14 protein-coding genes are annotated in these 19,885 nt (G+C 41.1%); 5 read left to right on the forward strand and 9 right to left on the reverse strand.

What is annotated here, in order from left to right; translation table 11 throughout:
• Positions 1 to 260 precede the first annotated feature (260 nt).
• Entirely contained in the window at positions 261 to 2,804 is a 2,544-nt protein-coding gene (locus HPE56_RS16665; RefSeq protein WP_188244889.1) for an adenosylcobalamin-dependent ribonucleoside-diphosphate reductase, read from the reverse strand.
• Positions 2,805 to 3,092: 288 nt separating this feature from the next.
• Here HPE56_RS16665 and HPE56_RS16670 point away from each other — a divergent pair, with 288 nt between their 5' ends.
• Genes HPE56_RS16670 through HPE56_RS16685 form a run of 4 tightly spaced genes read left to right on the forward strand, consistent with a single transcriptional unit; the run spans position 3,093 to position 7,152 of the window.
• Positions 3,093 to 4,232 carry an SPFH domain-containing protein gene (locus HPE56_RS16670; RefSeq protein WP_188244890.1) on the forward strand — a complete coding sequence of 380 codons (1,140 nt, stop codon included), beginning with the start codon at positions 3,093 to 3,095 and terminating at the stop codon, positions 4,230 to 4,232.
• A 59-nt stretch (positions 4,233 to 4,291) separates the two neighbouring features.
• Entirely contained in the window at positions 4,292 to 5,374 is a 1,083-nt protein-coding gene (locus HPE56_RS16675; RefSeq protein ID WP_188244891.1) for a DNA helicase PriA, read from the forward strand.
• Positions 5,371 to 6,096 carry a metallophosphoesterase gene (locus tag HPE56_RS16680; RefSeq protein WP_188244892.1) on the forward strand — a complete coding sequence of 242 codons (726 nt, stop codon included), beginning with the start codon at positions 5,371 to 5,373 and terminating at the stop codon, positions 6,094 to 6,096. The genes HPE56_RS16675 and HPE56_RS16680 overlap by 4 nt, the downstream gene beginning before the upstream one ends.
• A gap of 60 nt (positions 6,097 to 6,156) precedes the next feature.
• A complete protein-coding gene (locus tag HPE56_RS16685; RefSeq protein WP_188244893.1) occupies positions 6,157 to 7,152 on the forward strand; it encodes an acyl-ACP desaturase in 996 nt (331 codons plus the stop codon).
• 43 nt (positions 7,153 to 7,195) lie between these two features.
• Here HPE56_RS16685 and HPE56_RS16690 read toward each other — a convergent pair whose 3' ends face one another.
• From HPE56_RS16690 to HPE56_RS16715, 6 genes are all read right to left on the reverse strand, one after another.
• Positions 7,196 to 7,768, reverse strand: a complete 573-nt coding sequence (locus HPE56_RS16690) for a hypothetical protein (RefSeq protein WP_188244894.1) — start codon at positions 7,766 to 7,768, stop codon at positions 7,196 to 7,198.
• A 26-nt stretch (positions 7,769 to 7,794) separates the two neighbouring features.
• The gene (locus HPE56_RS16695; protein ID WP_188244895.1) at positions 7,795 to 8,700 is read right to left on the reverse strand and encodes an OmpA family protein; all 906 of its coding nucleotides are present in this window, start codon (positions 8,698 to 8,700) and stop codon (positions 7,795 to 7,797) included.
• 650 nt (positions 8,701 to 9,350) lie between these two features.
• Positions 9,351 to 10,904: an L-piperidine-6-carboxylate dehydrogenase gene (amaB, locus tag HPE56_RS16700; RefSeq protein ID WP_188244896.1), complete on the reverse strand. Its 1,554-nt coding sequence runs from the start codon at positions 10,902 to 10,904 to the stop codon at positions 9,351 to 9,353.
• Between the two features lie 101 nt (positions 10,905 to 11,005).
• On the reverse strand, positions 11,006 to 11,368 hold the full coding sequence (locus HPE56_RS16705) for a DUF1304 domain-containing protein (RefSeq protein WP_188244897.1): 363 nt from the start codon (positions 11,366 to 11,368) through the stop codon (positions 11,006 to 11,008).
• 3 nt (positions 11,369 to 11,371) lie between these two features.
• On the reverse strand, positions 11,372 to 11,911 hold the full coding sequence (locus HPE56_RS16710) for a 3-hydroxyanthranilate 3,4-dioxygenase (protein ID WP_188244898.1): 540 nt from the start codon (positions 11,909 to 11,911) through the stop codon (positions 11,372 to 11,374).
• A gap of 105 nt (positions 11,912 to 12,016) precedes the next feature.
• Positions 12,017 to 12,493: a CAP domain-containing protein gene (locus HPE56_RS16715; RefSeq protein ID WP_188244899.1), complete on the reverse strand. Its 477-nt coding sequence runs from the start codon at positions 12,491 to 12,493 to the stop codon at positions 12,017 to 12,019.
• A gap of 337 nt (positions 12,494 to 12,830) precedes the next feature.
• Here HPE56_RS16715 and HPE56_RS16720 point away from each other — a divergent pair, with 337 nt between their 5' ends.
• The gene (locus tag HPE56_RS16720; RefSeq protein WP_188244900.1) at positions 12,831 to 18,350 is read left to right on the forward strand and encodes an alpha-2-macroglobulin family protein; all 5,520 of its coding nucleotides are present in this window, start codon (positions 12,831 to 12,833) and stop codon (positions 18,348 to 18,350) included.
• Positions 18,351 to 18,400: 50 nt separating this feature from the next.
• Here the strand turns inward: HPE56_RS16720 and HPE56_RS16725 are convergent, their stop codons facing one another.
• Both HPE56_RS16725 and HPE56_RS16730 read right to left on the reverse strand, forming a co-directional pair.
• On the reverse strand, positions 18,401 to 18,853 hold the full coding sequence (locus tag HPE56_RS16725) for a hypothetical protein (protein ID WP_188244901.1): 453 nt from the start codon (positions 18,851 to 18,853) through the stop codon (positions 18,401 to 18,403).
• Between the two features lie 407 nt (positions 18,854 to 19,260).
• Positions 19,261 to 19,770, reverse strand: a complete 510-nt coding sequence (locus tag HPE56_RS16730) for a CvpA family protein (protein ID WP_188244902.1) — start codon at positions 19,768 to 19,770, stop codon at positions 19,261 to 19,263.
• Between the last annotated feature and the right edge of the window lie 115 nt (positions 19,771 to 19,885).

Genomic DNA, 19,885 nt, shown 5'->3' on the forward strand with positions numbered 1-19,885 from the left:
TACAAAAATAGGTTTATTCCAAAATATAATATGAATTTATAGGGAATAAGGATTTTGAAGTATTGCGGTAAAATAATTCTTTTAAAGATCAAGCCATTGCAGTTGCAATGTTCTTATTCTGGATTTTACAGCCCTTTCCTGGAATTGCGTTTTGTTTTTTCGCCATAGAACATGAAATTCAATAAAAAAACCGCAACGACCTTAACTGGGCATTGCGGTTTTTTGGGAACTCTATGTATCCTTATGGCTATGTTTGGGGTTTAGCCACATTTGGAAGAACCACAATCCTTACAGGTAAGGCATCCTTCTTGATAAATCAAATTGGTCGATTTACAATTGTCACATTTTTGGCCGGTGGCAATGGTGCCATCTTCCACAAAACGTTTTAGGGCACGGGTTACACCGTTTTTCCAAGTGTTTATCGATTCTCCATCCAATTGGAGGCTATTGATCAAATCAACGATTTTTTCAATAGGCATGCCATATCGTAAGGTACTTGAAATCAATTTCGCATAATTCCAGAATTCTGGATTGAATTTATGTGAAAGTCCCTCTATCGTGGTTTTATAGCCTCTTTTGTTCTTGTATTGAAAATCGTAGCGGGAAGTACCATCCTCATTCCTGTTTTTGATGATCACGCCATTTTCAACCCAACGTGGTATTAAGATACCATCTTCATCATCTGCCAATCCGGTAAAGACTTCGTACGGTTTATCTTCGATAAGGCCAATAAAGGCAATCCACTTTTCCTTATTGTTTTGGAAACGAACAACATCGGCTTCCAGCACTTGGGGTCGTTTGGTGGGGAATGGGGTAAGGGTTTCCTCGGTTTCCGGCTCATTGGAAATCAATACTCCCGAGCGGGAACCATCACGGTAAACCGTAACACCCTTACAACCTGCTTTCCAGGCTTCCAAATATAATTTACCAACCAATTCCTCGGGTGCGTCATTGGGTAAATTGATGGTGACACTGATAGAGTGGTCAACCCACTTTTGCACGGCACCTTGCAAACGTACTTTGCTCAACCAATCAACATCATTTGAAGTTGCTTTGTAGTAAGGGGATTTCTTTACGATTTTATCGAGTTCAGCCTGACTGTACGATTTAGAGGTGTCGATGTCATTGGCTTCCATCCATTCCTTGAATCTATGGTGGAATACCACATATTCCTCCCAAGAGTCACCAACCTCATCAATAAAACTGACCTTTGAATTCTTGTCGTTGGGATTGACTTTTCTTCTGCGCTTGTAAACAGGAAGGAAAACGGGTTCGATACCCGATGAGGTTTGGGTCATTAGACTTGTGGTCCCCGTGGGGGCGATGGTCAATAAGGCTATATTACGACGGCCGTATTCCAACATTTCGTAATACAATTTTTCATCAGCTTCCTTAAGGCGTAATATGAACGGATTGTTCTTTTCCCTTTCTGCGTCAAAAAGTTCAAAGGCCCCTCGTTCCTTAGCGCCATGTACAGATGCCCTATAGGCTTCCACAGCGATTGTCTTGTGTACTTCCACAGAGAACGCGTTTGCATCATCACTGCCATAGCGCATTCCCAAAGCGGCCAACATATCACCTTCGGCAGTAATACCAATCCCCGTCCTACGGCCATTAATGGCTTTTTCCTTGATTTTTTCCCATAACCGTACTTCGACAGCCTTGGTTTCATCCAATTCGGGATCCGCAGCGATTTTAGCCAAAATACCATCGATCTTTTCCAACTCCAGGTCAATTATATCGTCCATGATGCGCTGTGCGGCTGCAATATGTTTTTTAAAGAGTTTGGAATTGAAATTCGCTTTTTTGGTGAAGGGTTGCTCTACATAGGAGAAAAGGTTTATGGCCAATAACCTACAGGAATCATATGGGCATAAAGGAATTTCCCCACATGGATTGGTCGACACCGTTTTATATCCTAAATCTGCATAGCAGTCGGGTACCGATTCATTAATGATCGTATCCCAGAAGAGAATTCCGGGTTCGGCGGATTTCCATGCATTATGGACAATTTTGCCCCATAATTTATTGGCCTCGATTTCTTTGGTGAATCTTGGCTCACTACTTTGAATGGGGAATTTTTGCGTATAAGTCGTGTTATTGGCAACGGCTTTCATGAAGTCATCATCGATTCGTACCGAAACATTGGCACCAGTTACCTTGCCTTGTTCCATCTTGGCATCGATAAAATCCTCTGCATCGGGATGATTGATGGAAACCGATAGCATTAAGGCTCCCCTTCGGCCATCTTGGGCCACTTCCCTTGTCGAATTGGAGTAACGCTCCATAAAAGGAACAAGTCCGGTTGAGGTCAAGGCCGAATTCTTAACGGCTGATCCCTTAGGTCTGATGTGTGAAAGGTCATGACCAACCCCACCACGACGTTTCATTAGTTGTACTTGTTCTTGGTCAATTTTCATGATTCCACCATAGGAATCGGAATCCCCTTCGTTTCCGATCACAAAACAATTGGACAGGGAAGCGATTTGGTAAGGATTACCAATGCCGGCCATGGGACTACCTTGGGGAACGATGTACTTAAAGTTCTTGATTAAATCATAAACCTCCTTTTCCGAGAGGGGATTTGGATATTTTTTTTCAATACGACTTATTTCCTTGGCGATTCTGCGGTGCATATCGTCGGGATTAAGTTCGTAGATATTCCCTTCGGAATCTTTAAGGGCATATTTGTTTACCCATACTTGGGCTGCTAGGTCATCGCCTTTGAAATAGGCCAAGCTGGACTGGTAGGCTTCTTCTTGGGAAAAAGTTTTCCTACTGGACTGGACTGTTTTTAATTGCATTTGTGGATAATATGGTTTTAAGTGCTTAGAAAGAAAGTGTAAAAGTATGTAAAAAGAAAAGAATCGAATTATGACAGATATCATAAAGTGTACAAGAAAAAGTATCTAAAACCCTGTTATACAGTAAAGTAAAAATTTATCAACAAAAAGAAGTTAACAAATTTATTTAATTTTCTTTATTTTTTGGCATTCGACGAAACACTGTTGTTTTCTAATATTTATTGTGTTTTCCCCTTTGGAACATATAAAGAATTCCTTATCTTTTAACAAAATAAAAACACTGACAACATGAGCTTATTTGATGAAATAAAAAACAAATTAAGTCACGAATTTATCGATATCATCGAATGGATGGATACTTCAAACGATACGATCGTACATCGATTTGAGAGATATCAGAATGAAATAAAGAATAATGCGAAGCTTATTGTTCGCGAAGGTCAAACGGCAGTTTTTGTAAATGAAGGGCAATTGGCCGATGTCTTTACACCCGGCACATATACCTTGAGTACGAAGAACCTTCCCATTCTAACAACGTTAAAAGGATGGAAATACGGATTTAACAGCCCATTTAAGGCAGAGGTGTATTTTGTGAACACCCGATTGTTCACAGATGAGAAATGGGGTACTAAAAATCCCTTTATCCTCAGCGATGAGCGTTTTGGTTTGGTCGAGATAAGAGCATTTGGAACCTATAGTTTTAGAATCAACGATCCAGGTAAATTTGTGGTCGATGTCGTTGGTACCGATGGTAATTTTACCAACTATGAGGTTAATGAGCACTTGAAAAGTTTAATTGTCACCCGTTTTACCGACACTGTGGGAGAGGCCAATTTGCCCATTGAGTTGTATGCCGCCAACACCAGTGAGCTTTCTGAAACCTGTCAGGATGTGATGCAGCCCGAATTTGGTCGTGTGGGTATTGAATTGGAGAAATTCTATATAGAGAACGTTTCCATGCCCGAAGAGCTCAAAAAAGAAATCTTTGAGTATAGTAGGTTGGATAAACTTGATATGACCAAGCTTGCACAATTTAAGGCCGCCAAGGCCATGGAGGCCGCCGCCAAGAACGAAGGAGGTACGGCAGGTGCCGGTATGGGCATGGGTATGGGATTTGTGTTGGCACAACAGATGGGCAGCATGATGGGTCAGCCAACATCACAGCAACCTTTTGGGGGTCAACCCCAGCAAGTGGCTTCAGTGCCGCCACCAATGCCTACACAGGTTTTGTACCACTATGCCGTAAACGGGCAACAGGGTGGTCCGGTTACTTTTGATAAATTAAAGGAACTTTTTGCTAGTAGAACTATCAATAGGGATACCCTTATTTGGAAACAGGGTATGGCCGATTGGGTCGCCTTAAAGGATGTTGAGGAATTGAAGGTGTTCTTGGGAGGTAATACCCCACCGCCATTACCAACCGCTTAAACAGCCATATAGCTATTTATTGAATTTTCACATATTTGTGGAAAATGCAACATTTGTTTATGGAAAAAACCCTTAATTCCGAAGTTAATAAATCCTGTGCCAATTGTGGTGCGGAACTTAAATTCAAACCAGGTTCGCACCAGCTTACCTGCGAGTATTGCGGTTATGAGGAGTTTATTGAACAGGCCAAAAGCAGTTTTGAAGAGCTGGAACTTGAGCACTATCTTAAGGTAGTCGGGGAAAATGCCTATACGGAAACCATAGATTTGCTGCACTGCAAAAACTGTGGGGCCAACCAACATGTTGAGGAAAATTATAAGTCACTCCAATGTGTCTACTGTGGGGAACCCTTGATTCGTGAGGATATAGAGAAAGAAGGCTGGATCCTCCCCGGGGCATTGGTGCCTTTTCAATTGGACACCAAAAAAGCCCGATCGATCTTTAAGAAATGGGTGGGTCAAATCTGGTTTGCACCCAATAATCTAAAGCGGGCCGCCCTGGACCCTGAAAGTATGCGGGGGCTGTATATTCCTTATTGGACCTTTGATGCGAACATGTTTGCCGACTATCAAGGAAAACGTGGGGATTATTATTACGAAACACAAAGGATTAGAACCAAAAATGGAATGCAGAACCGACAGGTTCGAAAGACAAGATGGTCGTCGGCCACTGGTACGGTAAATGGTTTTGTAGATGATATTCTCATAAATGCCTCAGAAAAAAAACGAAGGGAGATTCCCGGTAAGATCGCCTATTGGAATTTAAAGGAATTGGTTGTTTTCAATTCAAAATATTTGGCAGGTTTTGTTACCGAGAAATATACGATATCGTTGAAAGAAGGCCACCATCAATCTTTCCAAAAAGCCAAGGAAATTGCATATAGTTGGATCCGTAGGGATATCGGTGGGGACACCCAACGCATCAACCATGCCGATATTAAGTTGACCGATGAGACTTTTAAGCACATATTACTTCCTGTGTATATTAGTTCGTACCGGTTTAACGGAAAGGAATTCCTTTTTTATATCAATGGGCAAACAGGGGTTTTGAGTGGTACAAGACCCTATTCGTTCTGGAAAATTTTCTTTTTAGTGCTATTTATTCTTGTAATAATAGCGCTTATTGCGATTTTTGCACAATGAGGACTTTAGTAATAGGTGACATTCATTCCGGATTAAAGGCGCTCGAACAAGTATTGTCCCGAGCCAAGGTTTCACGTACCGATAAATTGATTTTTTTAGGGGATTACGTTGACGGGTGGAGTACCGCCGTAGAAACAATTGAATTTTTAATCGGTTTGGAACAGACCCATGATTGTATTTTTATAAGGGGAAACCATGACGAACTTTGTTTAAATTGGCTTCAAACGGGGGAAGATAATCCTGTTTGGTTGCAACACGGGGGGGCATCAAGCGTAGCATCCTATGCAAAGGCCAATACATCGACTATTGATGCGCATATGGGGTTTTTCAATCGATTGGTCAACTATCACTTGGATTCGAATAACCGCATGTTCCTTCATGCTGGCTTTACGAATATCAAAGGGGTCGAACACGAATATTTCACAAAAACCTTTTATTGGGATCGAACCTTATGGGAATTGGCACTTTGTTTAAATCCCTTACTACATAAAGACCACCCATACTATCCAAAAAGGTTAGTGCACTACGATGAAATATTCATTGGACATACCCCGGTAACACGCATAGGGGAAACCACACCCCAAAAGGCGGCCAATGTTTGGAATATTGATACGGGAGCTGCTTTTGATGGACCTCTGTCAATCATTGATGCACATACCAAAGAGGTCTGGCAAAGTGATCCAGTACATACTTTTTATCCCAATGAAAAGGGCAGGAACTAAAATTTAGGACAACTTTATCTAAATATTATTGATATAATTGTACATTAATAAAAAGAAAATATGGTAAAGAAGAATATAAGATTAGAGGTAATGCAGTCTATTGAGCCTAAAGTTGGGGAGTTTATGGACTCATTTTTAATCCCCATCGATGATATTTGGCAACCATCTGATTTTCTTCCAGACCCTAAAAGTGATAGTTTTTTGAATGATATTGAGCAATTGCGTGAAGAATCCAAGGAATTGGGATACGACTTTTGGGTAACCATGGTAGCCGACACTATTACGGAGGAGGCCTTACCTACCTATGAAGCGTGGTTGATGGATGTTGAGGGGGTAAACCAACATGATGGAAAACAAAATGGTTGGTCTAAATGGGTGCGGGCCTGGACCGCAGAAGAAAATCGCCATGGTGACGTCCTGAATAAATATTTGTATTTGTCTGGGCGCGTTAATATGCGTGAAGTGGAAATTACCACACAGCATTTGATTGCCGATGGTTTCGATATTGGCACCGATAGGGATCCCTATAAGAATTTTGTCTATACCTCATTTCAGGAATTGGCGACCAACATATCACATAAACGGGTCGGACAAATGGCTAAAAAAAGGGGTAACGCCCTTTTGGGTAAGATGTGTACCATTATTGCCGGTGACGAAATGCGACATCATTTGGCGTATCGTGAGTTTGTGAAGCATATTTTCGGGGAAGATCCCTCGGGAATGATGTTGGCTTTTGCCGATATGATGAAGAAAAAAATTGTTATGCCCGCACATTTTTTGCGTGAATCTGGTGGGAGTATAGGTACGGCCTTTGAGAATTTTTCCAATTGTGCACAACGTCTAGGGGTTTATACGGCACAGGATTATATCGATATTCTTAGGAAATTGAATTCGTATTGGCAATTGGATACTGTCAGGCATCTTAATGATGAGGCTGAAAAGGCCCGTGATTATTTAATGAAATTACCAGATAGATTACAACGTATTTCAGAGAGGATGTCATTTCCTGAAGATCAATACCATTTTAAATGGGTTGAGGCCAACGGAACTTTATAGCATAAAAAAAGCCCTGATAATTTTATCAGGGCTTTTTGTTGATTTATAGTTTTCCATGGTCGTGTTCATCTTGCCACTTGGCGAGTTCCTTCCATTTACCTTCGTAACACATTCTAGCTTGCATAGGCCATGAGGCGGGATCGTGAACCTTATAACGATCACCCCCACCATTAAGGATTTTTTGACAATCCGAAACTGCGGTCTCAGAAAGGGCTTTCCATGTTTTGATACCCGCATCATTGAACATTCCTGATATTTTAGGGCCTATGCCTTCAACAACTTTTAAATCATCTTTCTTAATGACTTTCCCTATGGCGGCTTTTGCGGCAGCCGCATCAAAAGGAATTTCCTTTTCTTTTACGGGTTCAGAGGTTAATGAGGCAGCGGCTACGGCCCCACCAGCTGCGGCCATTGCGGCACCGGCTGATAATTTCCCTTTACAGGCATCCAAATCGGCTTTAAGTTTTACATTTTTATCCTGCAATAGTTTCAAATCCTGGGAATTGTCTATCGTCTTGGTATTGCCCTTACCTATAAGGTATCCGAAATAGGCACATAGTAAGCCCACCAATAGCGGAATTAACCAGCACCAAATATTCATTGTTGAAAAATCCATTTTTTTTATATTTTTAGGTTAGTGATTTAATTTAAAGTAATTACTGTTCGTCTGTTCTGTGCTTTTCCTTCTTCGGTTGCATTGCTGACCAATGGTTCATCCGGGCCTTTTGAAGTGGCGTTTATTTTACTTTCGGAAATTCCATTGCGCATCATATAGGCTTTAGCGAAATCAGCCCTTTCTTGACCTAATGCGATGTTGGTTGCCCGCTGCCCGGTATTGTCTGTATGGCCCACAACATTTGCCGTAGCACCTTCCACCTTGTCTAAATAGGTAGAGATATCGGCAAATTTTTGACGCTGTTCCGATGAGAGGTTTATAGAAGCCTCGGCGGTATTGAACTTAAGTGTTAATGGGTTGCTATTGATACGGTTGTATAGCGCTTTCAATTTGTCATCGGCATCTTCGGGCCTTTCGGTAAGGTTATATCCTAAAGGTCCCAGATAGATATTTCCCTTAGGAACAAGTTCGTTCTTTAAGGTTCCATAGATGTTTATTAACCTGGAAGGAATGCCCTTGGAGACAAAATAATTCTTTACCGCATTGGCACGTGCCAATCCTAAATTAGGGAAGGCAGAGTCATTTTCCTCATCACTTTTATAATATCCGGTGACATCCATCACTTTATTCGGATTTTCGGTCAGGAAGGAGTTCAAACGGCCTATACCGTCTTCAATATCTTGGGTGACCGGCATAAGGATGGTCGATGAAGATGGATTGAAGTTAAAGTTGTTGTTTGAACTGTACGCAAATTCACCTTCGTTAAAAGCAAACGGATAGGACGTAGCCTCATCTGCTACCGGGGCCATTACTTCTTTGTCGGGTTCTTTTTTGGACGACATTCCACATTCACTGCAACAGGTAATGTAAAAATACGTCCCCGCCAGAATAGTAATGATTATCCCTAGTAGGTTTGTAGTTTTTTTTGTCATTGTTTATAATGATTTAGTGTTTAGTTTACAATGTATTAAAAAAATCTTAAAATTTTTTATAAAGCGGACACTAAATCCTCAAAATCAACAAGGTAGAATCGGGTTTTCCGGACCATGCATAATGCATTCATGCAGATGTTCGAATCATAGGTGGCTTTAATGTACAGGTTGTGCCAAAATATCAGGATTAAACCCACTCCTTCCGACAAGGTTCCGGCATCGCAATAGGCATCGGGTTTATACAAAGAATGCCAAAAAGAGGGTTAAACATGACATTTATACAAAAGGCGTAACCACTTGTACATAAAAACTTGATTTCAGGCAATTGAACTAGTAAATTTAAGTATTCAGTAATGTTAGAACGCATCATTATGAAAGCAAGAATAAAAAACATTATCACCTTTTGTTGTATGGTAATTGTCTTGGGTACCCAGGCTTTGCTTGAAGGTAGTTGGAAAGTGGAGCCGCATGAAAGCAACAACTTGGAATCTTGAGCTATAAGGTGATGATCGGAACAGTGTAACTTTTATTTATTTCTTTATAATTTGGGTTAGTTAGTTTAGTTGGTTATTAAAACCCGCTGACGATTTTGGGATGGTCTCACCTATGGCAAGACGGATTCCTTGAACGGTCAGCGGGTTTTTTACGTACTATAAATCAAATTTAATCCCTTGGGCCAAAGGTAGTTCGGTGGTGTAATTTATGGTATTGGTTTGTCTTCGCATATATACTTTCCATGCATCGGAACCCGATTCACGGCCTCCACCAGTTTCTTTTTCGCCCCCAAAAGCACCTCCGATTTCAGCACCGGAAGTACCAATATTCACATTAGCGATACCACAGTCGCTACCCGCACAGGAAAGGAAATTTTCAGCTTCACGCAAATTATTGGTCATTATGGCTGAAGATAAACCTTGAACCACCCCGTTTTGTATTTCTATGGCATTATTGACATCCCCTGAATATTTAAGCAGATACAATACGGGCGCAAAAGTTTCATGCTGTACTATTTCGAAATCATTATTGGCCTCGGCAATGGCTGGTTTTACATAACATCCACTTTCATAGCCTGCTCCATTTAAAACCCCTCCCTCTACAATCAATTTTCCACCTTCTTCCACAACCTTGGTTAAGGCACTTTGATAATTGGCAACAGCATCGGTATCGATTAAAGGTCCTACGTGATTCTTTTCATCCAAGGGATTTCCAATCCGCAATTGGTTGTAAGCTTTCACTAGTGCTTCTTTGACGGTCTCGTACATTGATTCATGTATGATCAATCGACGTGTTGAGGTACACCGTTGTCCTGCAGTACCTACGGCTCCAAAGACAGCACCGATTACGGTCATTTTTATGTCGGCGTCAGGAGTTACGATAATGGCATTGTTCCCGCCAAGTTCAAGTAATGATTTGCCTAATCGGGCGGCTACCGCTTGCGCTACGATCTTCCCCATTCTTATGGATCCCGTTGCAGAGATCAAAGGTATACGCGGATCTTGGGTCATCATTTGCCCAACTTTATAATCACCGTTGATCAGACATGAGATTCCCTCGGGAAGCCCATTGGATTTAAGTACCGAAGCTGCTATATGTTGACATGCAATACCGCATAATGGTGTTTTTTCTGAAGGTTTCCAGATACATACGTCTCCACATACCCAAGCCAAGGCAGTGTTCCATGCCCATACGGCAACCGGAAAATTGAAGGCTGAGATAATACCGACCACTCCTAAAGGATGGTACTGCTCATACATACGGTGGCCGGGACGCTCGGAGTGCATGGTCAAGCCGTGGAGTTGCCTTGAAAGTCCGACGGCAAAATCACAGATATCGATCATTTCCTGAACCTCGCCTAAACCCTCTTGGTAGCTTTTCCCCATTTCATAGGAAACCAATTTACCTAGGGGTTCTTTAAGTTCACGTATCTTATTGCCAAATTGCCTAACAACCTCACCACGTTGGGGGGCGGGCATTTTTCGCCAAGGTTTAAAGGCTTGGGTAGCGGTAACCATGGCCTGCTCATAGTCGGTTTTTGTGGTGCTTTTTACTTTCCCGATAAGGGCGCCGTCTACAGGTGAATGTGAGGCAATAACCTCGCCAGATCCAAAATTGTTTGAGCCCGTAGAGGTACCTTGATTGATATCCTGGATGCCCAATTTTTTAAGGGCATCGTTGATGCCGAATTCCATTGCTATTTTTGACATAATATAACTTTTTAACCACGAATTGTTAAATATATGACAAAGCTACGAATAATCATGCGGTTTGTCATTGGGCGGGTTTTAATATAAAGGGTTTACGGGAACTATTTGACCAAGAGTAGGATTATTGCTATCATCGCAGGTGCTGCCTGGAAAAGGAATATTTTTTTATCTGCTGTCATTGCCCCGTAAATACCGGCAACGGTGACGCATCCTAAAAAGAAAAGGGCAATATTCGATTTCCATATGGGATCTGTGATAAAAAAGGTCCATAGGAGTCCAGCTGCCAGAAAGCCATTATATAATCCTTGATTGGCTGCAAGGGGTTTTGTAGGCTCGAATAGTTCCGGCGGAAAATTCTTAAAGATCCGCTTACCCCGTGTTGTCCAGGCAAACATTTCGAACCAAAGGAAATAGAGGTGCAATATTGCGACCAGACCTACAAGAATGTCTATAGCTGTTCCCATGGTTTAATCCTCCGAAGTAAAACGTTCATCAACGGGCATTACCGTGCCACAATTGTCACAGGTGCGTAATTCCTTGGAACCGTAAAAGTGTTTAAAGTGTGCTAAAAAATCCTTTTCTATGTCGTTCAAGGTAAAATATGCCTCGTATAATTTGTGGTTGCAATTGTCACAGAACCATAGCAAGCCATCATCAACGTCCATATTGGCCCTTTTACGTTCAATGACCAATCCTATCGATCCTTCATGCCGAACAGGGGAATGTGGTACTTTTGCTGGGTGTAGATACATGTCGCCCGGTCCAAGCTTCATGGTTTTTTTTTGTCCATTTTCTTGAATATGGACTTCTATATGGCCTTCCAATTGGAAGAAAAGTTCCTCGGTTTCATTGTAATGATAGTCTTTACGGGCATTTGGCCCAGCAACGATCATTACAATATAATCACCTGATTCCTTATACAGATTCTTATTCCCTATGGGGGGTTTTAGTGAATCCCGATTTTGTTCGATCCACTTTAATAGATTAAAAGGGGGTGAAATGGCCATAATTAAAATTTGAATATTAATAACTAGCCCGTTGGATCCCACACCAAACTTATACAAGCCAGTAATTCAAATGTAAGAAAAGAAAATTGGACTTTAGGCTATCTTTTATCGATAGAAGAGCTGCGTAAAGTATAAATGGCCTTCATTATCTTTTTTAACGCTAACCGCTGTATGGGTAAAGTTGCCTTCCATGGTTTTTTTATGTTCGGTACTGGCCAACCATTTTTCAAATGCCTCATAAGCGGACGCATAGTCCTTGGCAACATTTTCGGCAACCATTTCGGCATTGACCTCGGAAGAGATACTTGAGGCCCTAGAACTAAAACCATCGTGGCTAAGACTACCGGTCGCTATCATGTGGTCGTTGTGTTGGTTGGCGTACTCATAGGCAATGGCACTGAATTCCATGGAGGAATAGCCCATAGACAGCCTGTGGCCATTTACAATATCCAAAAGGTCATTCTCTACTTCAATGGCATTCTTTGCCTCGATAATATCTGTATCATCCAATGATTCTTGTGAACAAGAATTTAGAATTAAAACAGATATAATGAGGAATGCTTGTGACAATCTCATTTTCATACAATGTTCTAAATTGTAAGTAGGTGTGTTCTTAAATAAGTAGGTGGAGAATTGGGGTCTCGTGTTCTAAAGTCGAATGGGGTGTCTCAACTGCCGTAATGATAGAAAATTTTGTGGTAACAACCTACTAGAAGATGTTTTTTTTCGATGAACTGCAACCTACTTTTGGATATATGTTATTAGTTGAGCCTGTTTTTTGTCAATTTGTAATTAAATAGGGGCTATATGGAAAGGAATTTTCACTCTTTTTCATGTATGATATTTTAAGCTCGAATTTTATTCTTTTAGAATTGGTTTTTATAAAATCCCTATTACTTTTATGGTAAATATCCATTTTATGAAATTTGCCCATTTAGTGCGTTTGGCACTTCTTTCAATACTACTTGTTGGATGTACCTCTAAAAAGGAATCTTCCATTGAACAATTCGATGATCTTAGCAAATACCAATCGTATATATCCGAGGTAACCCATGGTATTATTTCCGCAAAAAGTGATGTTCGGGTTGTGTTGAACCAACCTGTTGGATCTTGGGAAAATGGTGATGGATTGGACAATGGCCTACTTAAGGTAAACCCCAAGGTAAAGGGAAAGGTGGTTGCATTGAACAATAGGACAATAGCTTTTGTTCCCGAAGAAGGTTTTGATCAGGATACGGATTACACATTTACCTTGGCGTTGAAGGGTATTATAGACGAAGTCCCAAAAGAACTGAAGACCATGGTTTTCGGCGTAAAAACGCAAAAGCAACAGTTTAATGTTTACACGGAGCCATTGCAGTCCTATTCCAAAGACTTACAATACATAACCGGTCATGTGCGAAGTTCTGATATCATGCCTTTACAGGAATTGAAAGAGCTCATATCGGTAAGGCAGAACGGGAAGGATGTAAAACTCAAATTTGAAGGTGCGGTAACAGAAGGCACGCAGTTTTTTTTTAAGATCGACAGTATACAGCGATTTGAAGAGGATTCGTCCCTGGAAGTTGTCTGGGATGGAACAAAAAAAAATATCGAAAGCTCAGGCAAGAATACCATAAAGATTCCTGGTAAGAACAACTTTACGGTTTTGGAAGCCTTGGTACAAACCGGAGAAGATCAATTGGTTTTGATCAATTTTTCCGACCCCATAAAAAAAGGTCAAAATTTAAAGGGCTTGGTGGTTTTGGAAGGAGCTTCCAATCCAAGATTGGTCGTAGATGGCAATGTTTTGAGGGTCTATCCCAACCAAGAAATTAAAGGAACGGCATTGCTAGAGGTTTTTGATGGGATCCAAAGTGCCGATGGGTATAAACTCATGTCCAAATTTGAGGAGCGTGTGGCCTTTGAACAGATTAAACCTGAAATACGGTTATTGGGCAATGGAACAATATTACCATCATCGAACAACCTAAAGATAAATTTCGAAACGGTAAATCTTAAGGCTGTGGACATATCTGTTTTGAAGATTTACGAAAACAATGTCCTTCAATTCCTTCAGGGGAATACCATTGACGGCAATAATAACTTGCGCTCGGTAGCCCGTCCCATCGTCAGAAAGAAAATCAAACTACAAACCCAATTATCAAATACCAATGAGAAATGGACGGCACATGCGTTGGATCTTAAAACTTTGATAACACCCGATCCTGGGGCCATTTATAGGGTAGAGTTCAATATTAAACCCTCATACAGTTCTTATAAATGCAGCACTACCAATTTTGATTCTGATTCGGAAACAGTCGAGGATTTTGATGAAGCACAGGAAGATAGTTCCTGGGATGGTATAGAAACCTATTATGAGGACTACTATTATAACTATGACTGGAACGAGCGAGACAATCCATGCCATACGTCCTATTACTACAATAAAACTGTCGGCATCAATGTTTTGGCCAGTGATCTTGGTGTTACGGTAAAAAAGGGAGTGAATAACAGTTATTTTGTGGCTGTCAATGATATTTTAAATACGAGCCCTGTTCCTGGGGCAAAGGTTACCTTCTATAATTTTCAACAACAACCCTTGGGGAATGTCGTTACCGATGCTGATGGCACATCTATTTTCGATGCCGAAAAGCTGGCTTATTTTGCCATTGTTGAGAAAAATGGACAGAAAACCTATGTTAAACTCAACGATGGTAATTCCCTGTCGGTGAGTAAATTCAATGTATCTGGGGTACAACTGCAGAAAGGCATTAAAGGTTTCATTTTTGGGGAACGCGGGGTATGGCGTCCTGGAGATCAAATCTTCCTTTCGTTTTTGTTGAATGATAATGCGAATAAATTACCTGACAATCATCCCGTTAAACTTGAGCTATTGGACCCCTACAATAAAGTGGTCTTGCGTGAGGTCCGAACTTCCGGCCTGAACAATTTTTATCATTTTACGATCAAGACCGATGAAAATGCACCGACGGGCAATTGGTTGGCAAAAGTGTCGGTTGGTGGGGCAACCTTTACGAAGTCCATCAAGATTGAGACCATTAAACCCAATAGGTTAAAGATAAAGACAACATTCAAGGAGGAGGTACTCTCCAGTGCCAAACCTATTTTGGGCAATTTGGAAGTGAAGTGGCTCCATGGGGCTATTGCCAAGAATCTTAAAACAGATGTTACGGCTAAGTTCAATGCACAGAACACAAGTTTTAAATCCTTCCCAGGTTATGTTTTTGATGACCCAACAAGAACCTTTACTTCGGAAGAACAACGTGTTTTTGATGGTAGATTGAATGCAGAGGGCAAGGTGGATTTCAGTATGAATGTCCAATTATCGAATAGGGCGCCAGGAATGCTCAATGCCGCTTTTATAACAAAGGTGTATGAAAATGGAGGCGATTTCAGCACCGATGTATTTGTAAAACCGTATTCCCCATATGCAACCTACATTGGATTGAATACCCCCAAAGGGGATAAAAACAGGGGGATGTTACTGACAGATACCAAGCATCTTTTTGAAGTGGTATCGGTTGATGAAAAAGGAAATCCGAAAGCCGCCAAAAACCTTAAGGTGACCATCCACAAAATTAATTGGAGATGGTGGTGGGATACTTCTGCGGATAATCTTAGCAATTTTAGCAGTAGTAATTACCGTGAGAAAGTTTTTGATAAGACAATAAGCACCAATGCCAAAGGGATTGCCACCTTTGATTTTGAATTGAAATACCCTAATTGGGGTCGCTATTTAGTGCGTGTAGAGGATGTCAACGGAGGCCATGCAACCGGAAAGACCATTTATATCGACTGGCCAGGTTGGGCTGGTAAATCAAGGAAAAATGATCCTTCGGCGGCTACCATGTTGGTCTTTTCCGCGGATAAGGAAGTTTATAATGTAGGGGAAAAGGCCAAAGTGACTTTTCCTAGTTCCGAAGGGGGAAGAGCCTTGGTTACCATTGAAAATGGCAGTGAAGTCTTAGAGTCCCTCTGGGTAGAAACCACCAAGGGAGAGACACAATTCGAGTTGCCCATAAAGGATCTTTATACGCCAAACGTATTTATCCATATTTCATTATTACAACCGCACGCTTCAACCCTGAATGATTCCCCGCTTCGATTGTACGGTCTAATACCCATTTCGGTAGAGAATCCCACTACCAAATTAGAGCCTGTTATTGCGATGCCCGAGGTGTTGCGACCAGAGGAGAGTATCACATTAAAAGTAAGTGAGGCGAACAAAAAAGCAATGACCTATAGTGTTGCCATTGTAGATGAAGGGTTATTGGACCTAACCCGTTTCAAAACCCCTAACCCATGGGATACATTTTATGCCCATGAAGCCCTAGGGGTAAAAACATGGGATGTCTATGATGATGTTATTGGTGCTTTCGGCGGTCGTATAGACCAAGTGTTTGCTATAGGGGGTGATAGTGAATTGGCGGGGGCCAAGAACAAAAAGGCAAACAGGTTTGAGCCTATGGTCGTTTATTTGGGACCTTTTGAACTAAAAGAAGGTCAAACACGTTCACATAAGATTAAAATTCCAAAATATGTAGGGTCGGTCCGAACCATGATCGTCGCAGGGGAAAATACCAATGGGGCTTATGGCAGTGTAGAGAAGACCACTCCGGTTCGAAAGCCATTGATGGTATTGGCTTCTTTGCCCCGAAAAATAACACAAGGTGAAAAAGTAACCCTTCCGATAACGGTTTTTGCGATGGAAAAGAAGGTGCGTAATGTCACCGTTTCCATCAAAGGGGATCAAGCGTTCACCATCGAGGGAGCGGCTTCCCAAACCATTTCGTTTGCCCAGCCCGATGAGAAAATGGTCTATTTTAAGTTAAATGTGTCCGATTTTAAGGGTATAGGGAAAGTAAGGATAGAAGCTACGGGCAATGGGGAAAAGGCTTCGTTTGAAATTCCGATTGATGTGGTCAATCCCAATCCGATGACCTCTACGGTACAGGATTTGGTCCTTGATGCCCAAGGCAGTCAAACGTTGGATCTTCAAACTTTTGGAATTGCAGGAAGCAATTCGGCCCAAGTAGAATTTTCGACCATACCACCGATGAATTTCAATGGGCGTATGAAATATTTGATTCGGTATCCCCATGGTTGTGTAGAGCAGACCACTTCGGCTGCTTTCCCCCAACTGTTCTTGTCGGATATCTTTGATTTGGATGCCAATCGTAAAAGCCAGGTGCAAAAGCACGTAGAAAGTGCCATTCAGCGATTGGGAGGCTATCAATTGCCTAACGGGGGATTCCCGTATTGGCCTGGAGAGGGAAGGGTCAACGATTGGGGTACTTCCTTTGCCGGTCATTTCTTGATCGAGGCCGAAAGCAAAGGCTATGTGTTGCCTATTGGGTTTAAGTCGAGCTGGGTAAGTTACCAACAACAGGTTGCGAAACAATGGAGAAGTGGTTCGGAAAATTCTGATTTGGCACAGGCCTATCGTTTGTATACCCTCGCTTTATCGGGGAATGCCGATGTAGCTTCAATGAACCGTTTAAGGGAGACCCGTGGACTTACCAACGAATCAAAATACCGCCTAGCCGCAACCTATGCCTTAATCGGTCAAAAGCGGGTTGCAGAAGAGGTGCTTTCCAATACCAAGATGGATTTTACGAACGATGAATACAACTATTATACGTTTGGTTCCGAAAGTAGAAATAGAGCTATGGCTTTGGAAACATATGTATTGCTCAATGATAAATCCAAGGCAAGGGAATTAGCCAAAACCGTAGCCCAACGATTGGGGGAAAAACAATGGATGAGTACGCAAAGCACTGCTTATAGTCTCTTGGCAATGGCCAAATTCGCTGGCATGGTAGGAGGCAAAGGCATCAAGGCCAAATTAACGGTAAATGGTGCGATAACAGATGTAAATATGGCTAAGACCTTGGCAGAACATGAATTGAAAATCAAAGAAGGTAGCAATAGTATTGTGATATCAAATTTGGATCGGAACACATTGTATGTTTCAATTGTGAATAATGGAAAACTACCGGTAGGTGAGGATCGGGAATTTCAGCGAAACCTTAAGGTTAGTTCGGTATATAAAGGAAGGGATGGTTCGCGTATCGATATTTCGAGAATCATGCAGGGCACCGATTTTGTAGCCGAGGTTACCTTGACCAATACCACGGGAAATAAGATTGAAAATGTGGCTTTGACACAAATATTCCCAAGTGGGTGGGAAATTGTAAATACACGATTTACCGATTTTGGGGCGTTTGAACAAAATCAAGTAGACTATACCGATATACGGGACGATAGGGCTAATTTCTATTTTGATCTCAATAAGAATGAAACAAAAACCTTTAGGGTGTTATTGAATGCCTCTTATTTGGGAACTTATTATTTGCCTGGGGTACAGGCAGAGGCCATGTATGACAATGATTATGCTGTAAGGACCAAGGGAAGATGGGTCGAGGTGGTACAATAAAGAAGGAGTGAATGTGCTCGGAATGGGGATACTGTAAAAGGTCTAAAAAATTAAAGGGAAACCCTCTTTTTCTTGGATTTCAATACTTCGGTATTCGAAATTTTATCGACCCAGATTATGGAATCCTCTAGGGAGTTGAACCAACGTGATTTTGTGTTCACGAACATTCTTTCGAGCATGGCATTAAAATAACCTGTCTTGGTATGGCTTATGATTCCGTATGCTTTTAGGTTATAACTCAATTTAAAAAATATCTTCCAATCGGTAGGCACCAAGGAATAGTCGTTCACCCTATTCGAAATGTAGATGATATCCTTACCGTTATTATCATATAAATTAGACAATTCCTCGGCAATCATCTTTCCGTGTTCTTTCCAAGAAACATGGACATTATCATGGATTTCACCTACGACAAAAGTGTCAAATAGGTAAAAATCACCGAAACTATAATTGATTTCGTGAATTGCCCTATAATAATATGGAGTATCTTTTAATTTTTTCAATGCGTCATCATTACCTCGTTAACACTTACAAAAGAATACAATCTGATTTAACCTAAGGTTTTAAATCGTTAAATAGCCATTAAAATCCCTAAACTGTATTTATTAGTGTTCTTCAATCATTCGTAAATTAAATGTCATTCAATATTTCGGGCCTTAACGTAGACCAAGGTCATGGTTGCTGGATGGCCTGACCGAGTGGTTAAAAGATATGGCTTAGCGACAATTTACTTCAATATAACGAATAGTGGGGCAAGGAAAACACTATTATTTACAGACTATTCCCTTGGTTTAGATAAGGTTTGGAAGTATAGGGGTTTGGTTTCCCCTAAATTGATGGTATTTGAATATGGCAGTAGGGGTCTTTTTAGGAAGGAATATGGCCTTATTATATTCAAAGTAATGACGCCCTATTCTTCTTGGGATTCGTTTTCATCCTTTTCCTTCAAGACCTTGGAGAAGACCAAGGCACCTATTTCCTTTACGGGTTCATAGAGTACGGACTCTTCCAACGTTTCGTTTTTCACCAAATTAACCGAGGAGTTGGCACGTTCAAAGAATACCAAAAGAGCACCAATGATCACAGCTACTTTTAAAGCGCCAAAAATAGCCCCTGCCAATTTGTTCAACAGTCCCAACATGGCAAAATTAGCGATTTTGGTCAGGAATTTTCCGGCTAGGTGCACTATAATGACAATGATGATAAAGGTGATGATAAACGCGGTAATATTCATATAACGTTCATTCCACTCCATGTTTGAAGAAAGGTAATCCCCTGCTATATATGAGAAATGTATCGCGCCATACAGTCCGGCAACCAATGCGATGATTGAGGCGATTTCAACAAATAGGCCGTTTATAAAACCTTTATAAAGTCCGTAAACCAATAATAGCCCCAAAATAATATCCAATACTCCCATCCTGATTGTTTTTAAAAAGAGACCCCAAACGTGGTCTAGGGAAACACAATTGTTTTAAGCGGTAGTCAATAAATAGCAAAACAAGTTTCATCAACAAATATAAAACATTGATTTG

It is taken from the genome of Maribacter aquimaris (assembly GCF_014596745.1).
GTDB classification, from domain to species: Bacteria; Bacteroidota; Bacteroidia; order Flavobacteriales; family Flavobacteriaceae; genus Maribacter_A; species Maribacter_A aquimaris.

What these genes read in the sequence shown, in the direction of transcription:
- HPE56_RS16665 (WP_188244889.1), bottom strand. Translation starts at nt 2,804, where the DNA reads ATGCAATTAAAAACAGTCCAGTCCAGTAGGAAAACTTTTTCCCAAGAA.
- HPE56_RS16670 (WP_188244890.1), top strand. Translation starts at nt 3,093, where the DNA reads ATGAGCTTATTTGATGAAATAAAAAACAAATTAAGTCACGAATTTATC.
- HPE56_RS16675 (WP_188244891.1), top strand. Translation starts at nt 4,292, where the DNA reads ATGGAAAAAACCCTTAATTCCGAAGTTAATAAATCCTGTGCCAATTGT.
- HPE56_RS16680 (WP_188244892.1), top strand. Translation starts at nt 5,371, where the DNA reads ATGAGGACTTTAGTAATAGGTGACATTCATTCCGGATTAAAGGCGCTC.
- HPE56_RS16685 (WP_188244893.1), top strand. Translation starts at nt 6,157, where the DNA reads ATGGTAAAGAAGAATATAAGATTAGAGGTAATGCAGTCTATTGAGCCT.
- HPE56_RS16690 (WP_188244894.1), bottom strand. Translation starts at nt 7,768, where the DNA reads ATGGATTTTTCAACAATGAATATTTGGTGCTGGTTAATTCCGCTATTG.
- HPE56_RS16695 (WP_188244895.1), bottom strand. Translation starts at nt 8,700, where the DNA reads ATGACAAAAAAAACTACAAACCTACTAGGGATAATCATTACTATTCTG.
- amaB (WP_188244896.1), bottom strand. Translation starts at nt 10,904, where the DNA reads ATGTCAAAAATAGCAATGGAATTCGGCATCAACGATGCCCTTAAAAAA.
- HPE56_RS16705 (WP_188244897.1), bottom strand. Translation starts at nt 11,368, where the DNA reads ATGGGAACAGCTATAGACATTCTTGTAGGTCTGGTCGCAATATTGCAC.
- HPE56_RS16710 (WP_188244898.1), bottom strand. Translation starts at nt 11,911, where the DNA reads ATGGCCATTTCACCCCCTTTTAATCTATTAAAGTGGATCGAACAAAAT.
- HPE56_RS16715 (WP_188244899.1), bottom strand. Translation starts at nt 12,493, where the DNA reads ATGAAAATGAGATTGTCACAAGCATTCCTCATTATATCTGTTTTAATT.
- HPE56_RS16720 (WP_188244900.1), top strand. Translation starts at nt 12,831, where the DNA reads ATGAAATTTGCCCATTTAGTGCGTTTGGCACTTCTTTCAATACTACTT.
- HPE56_RS16730 (WP_188244902.1), bottom strand. Translation starts at nt 19,770, where the DNA reads ATGGGAGTATTGGATATTATTTTGGGGCTATTATTGGTTTACGGACTT.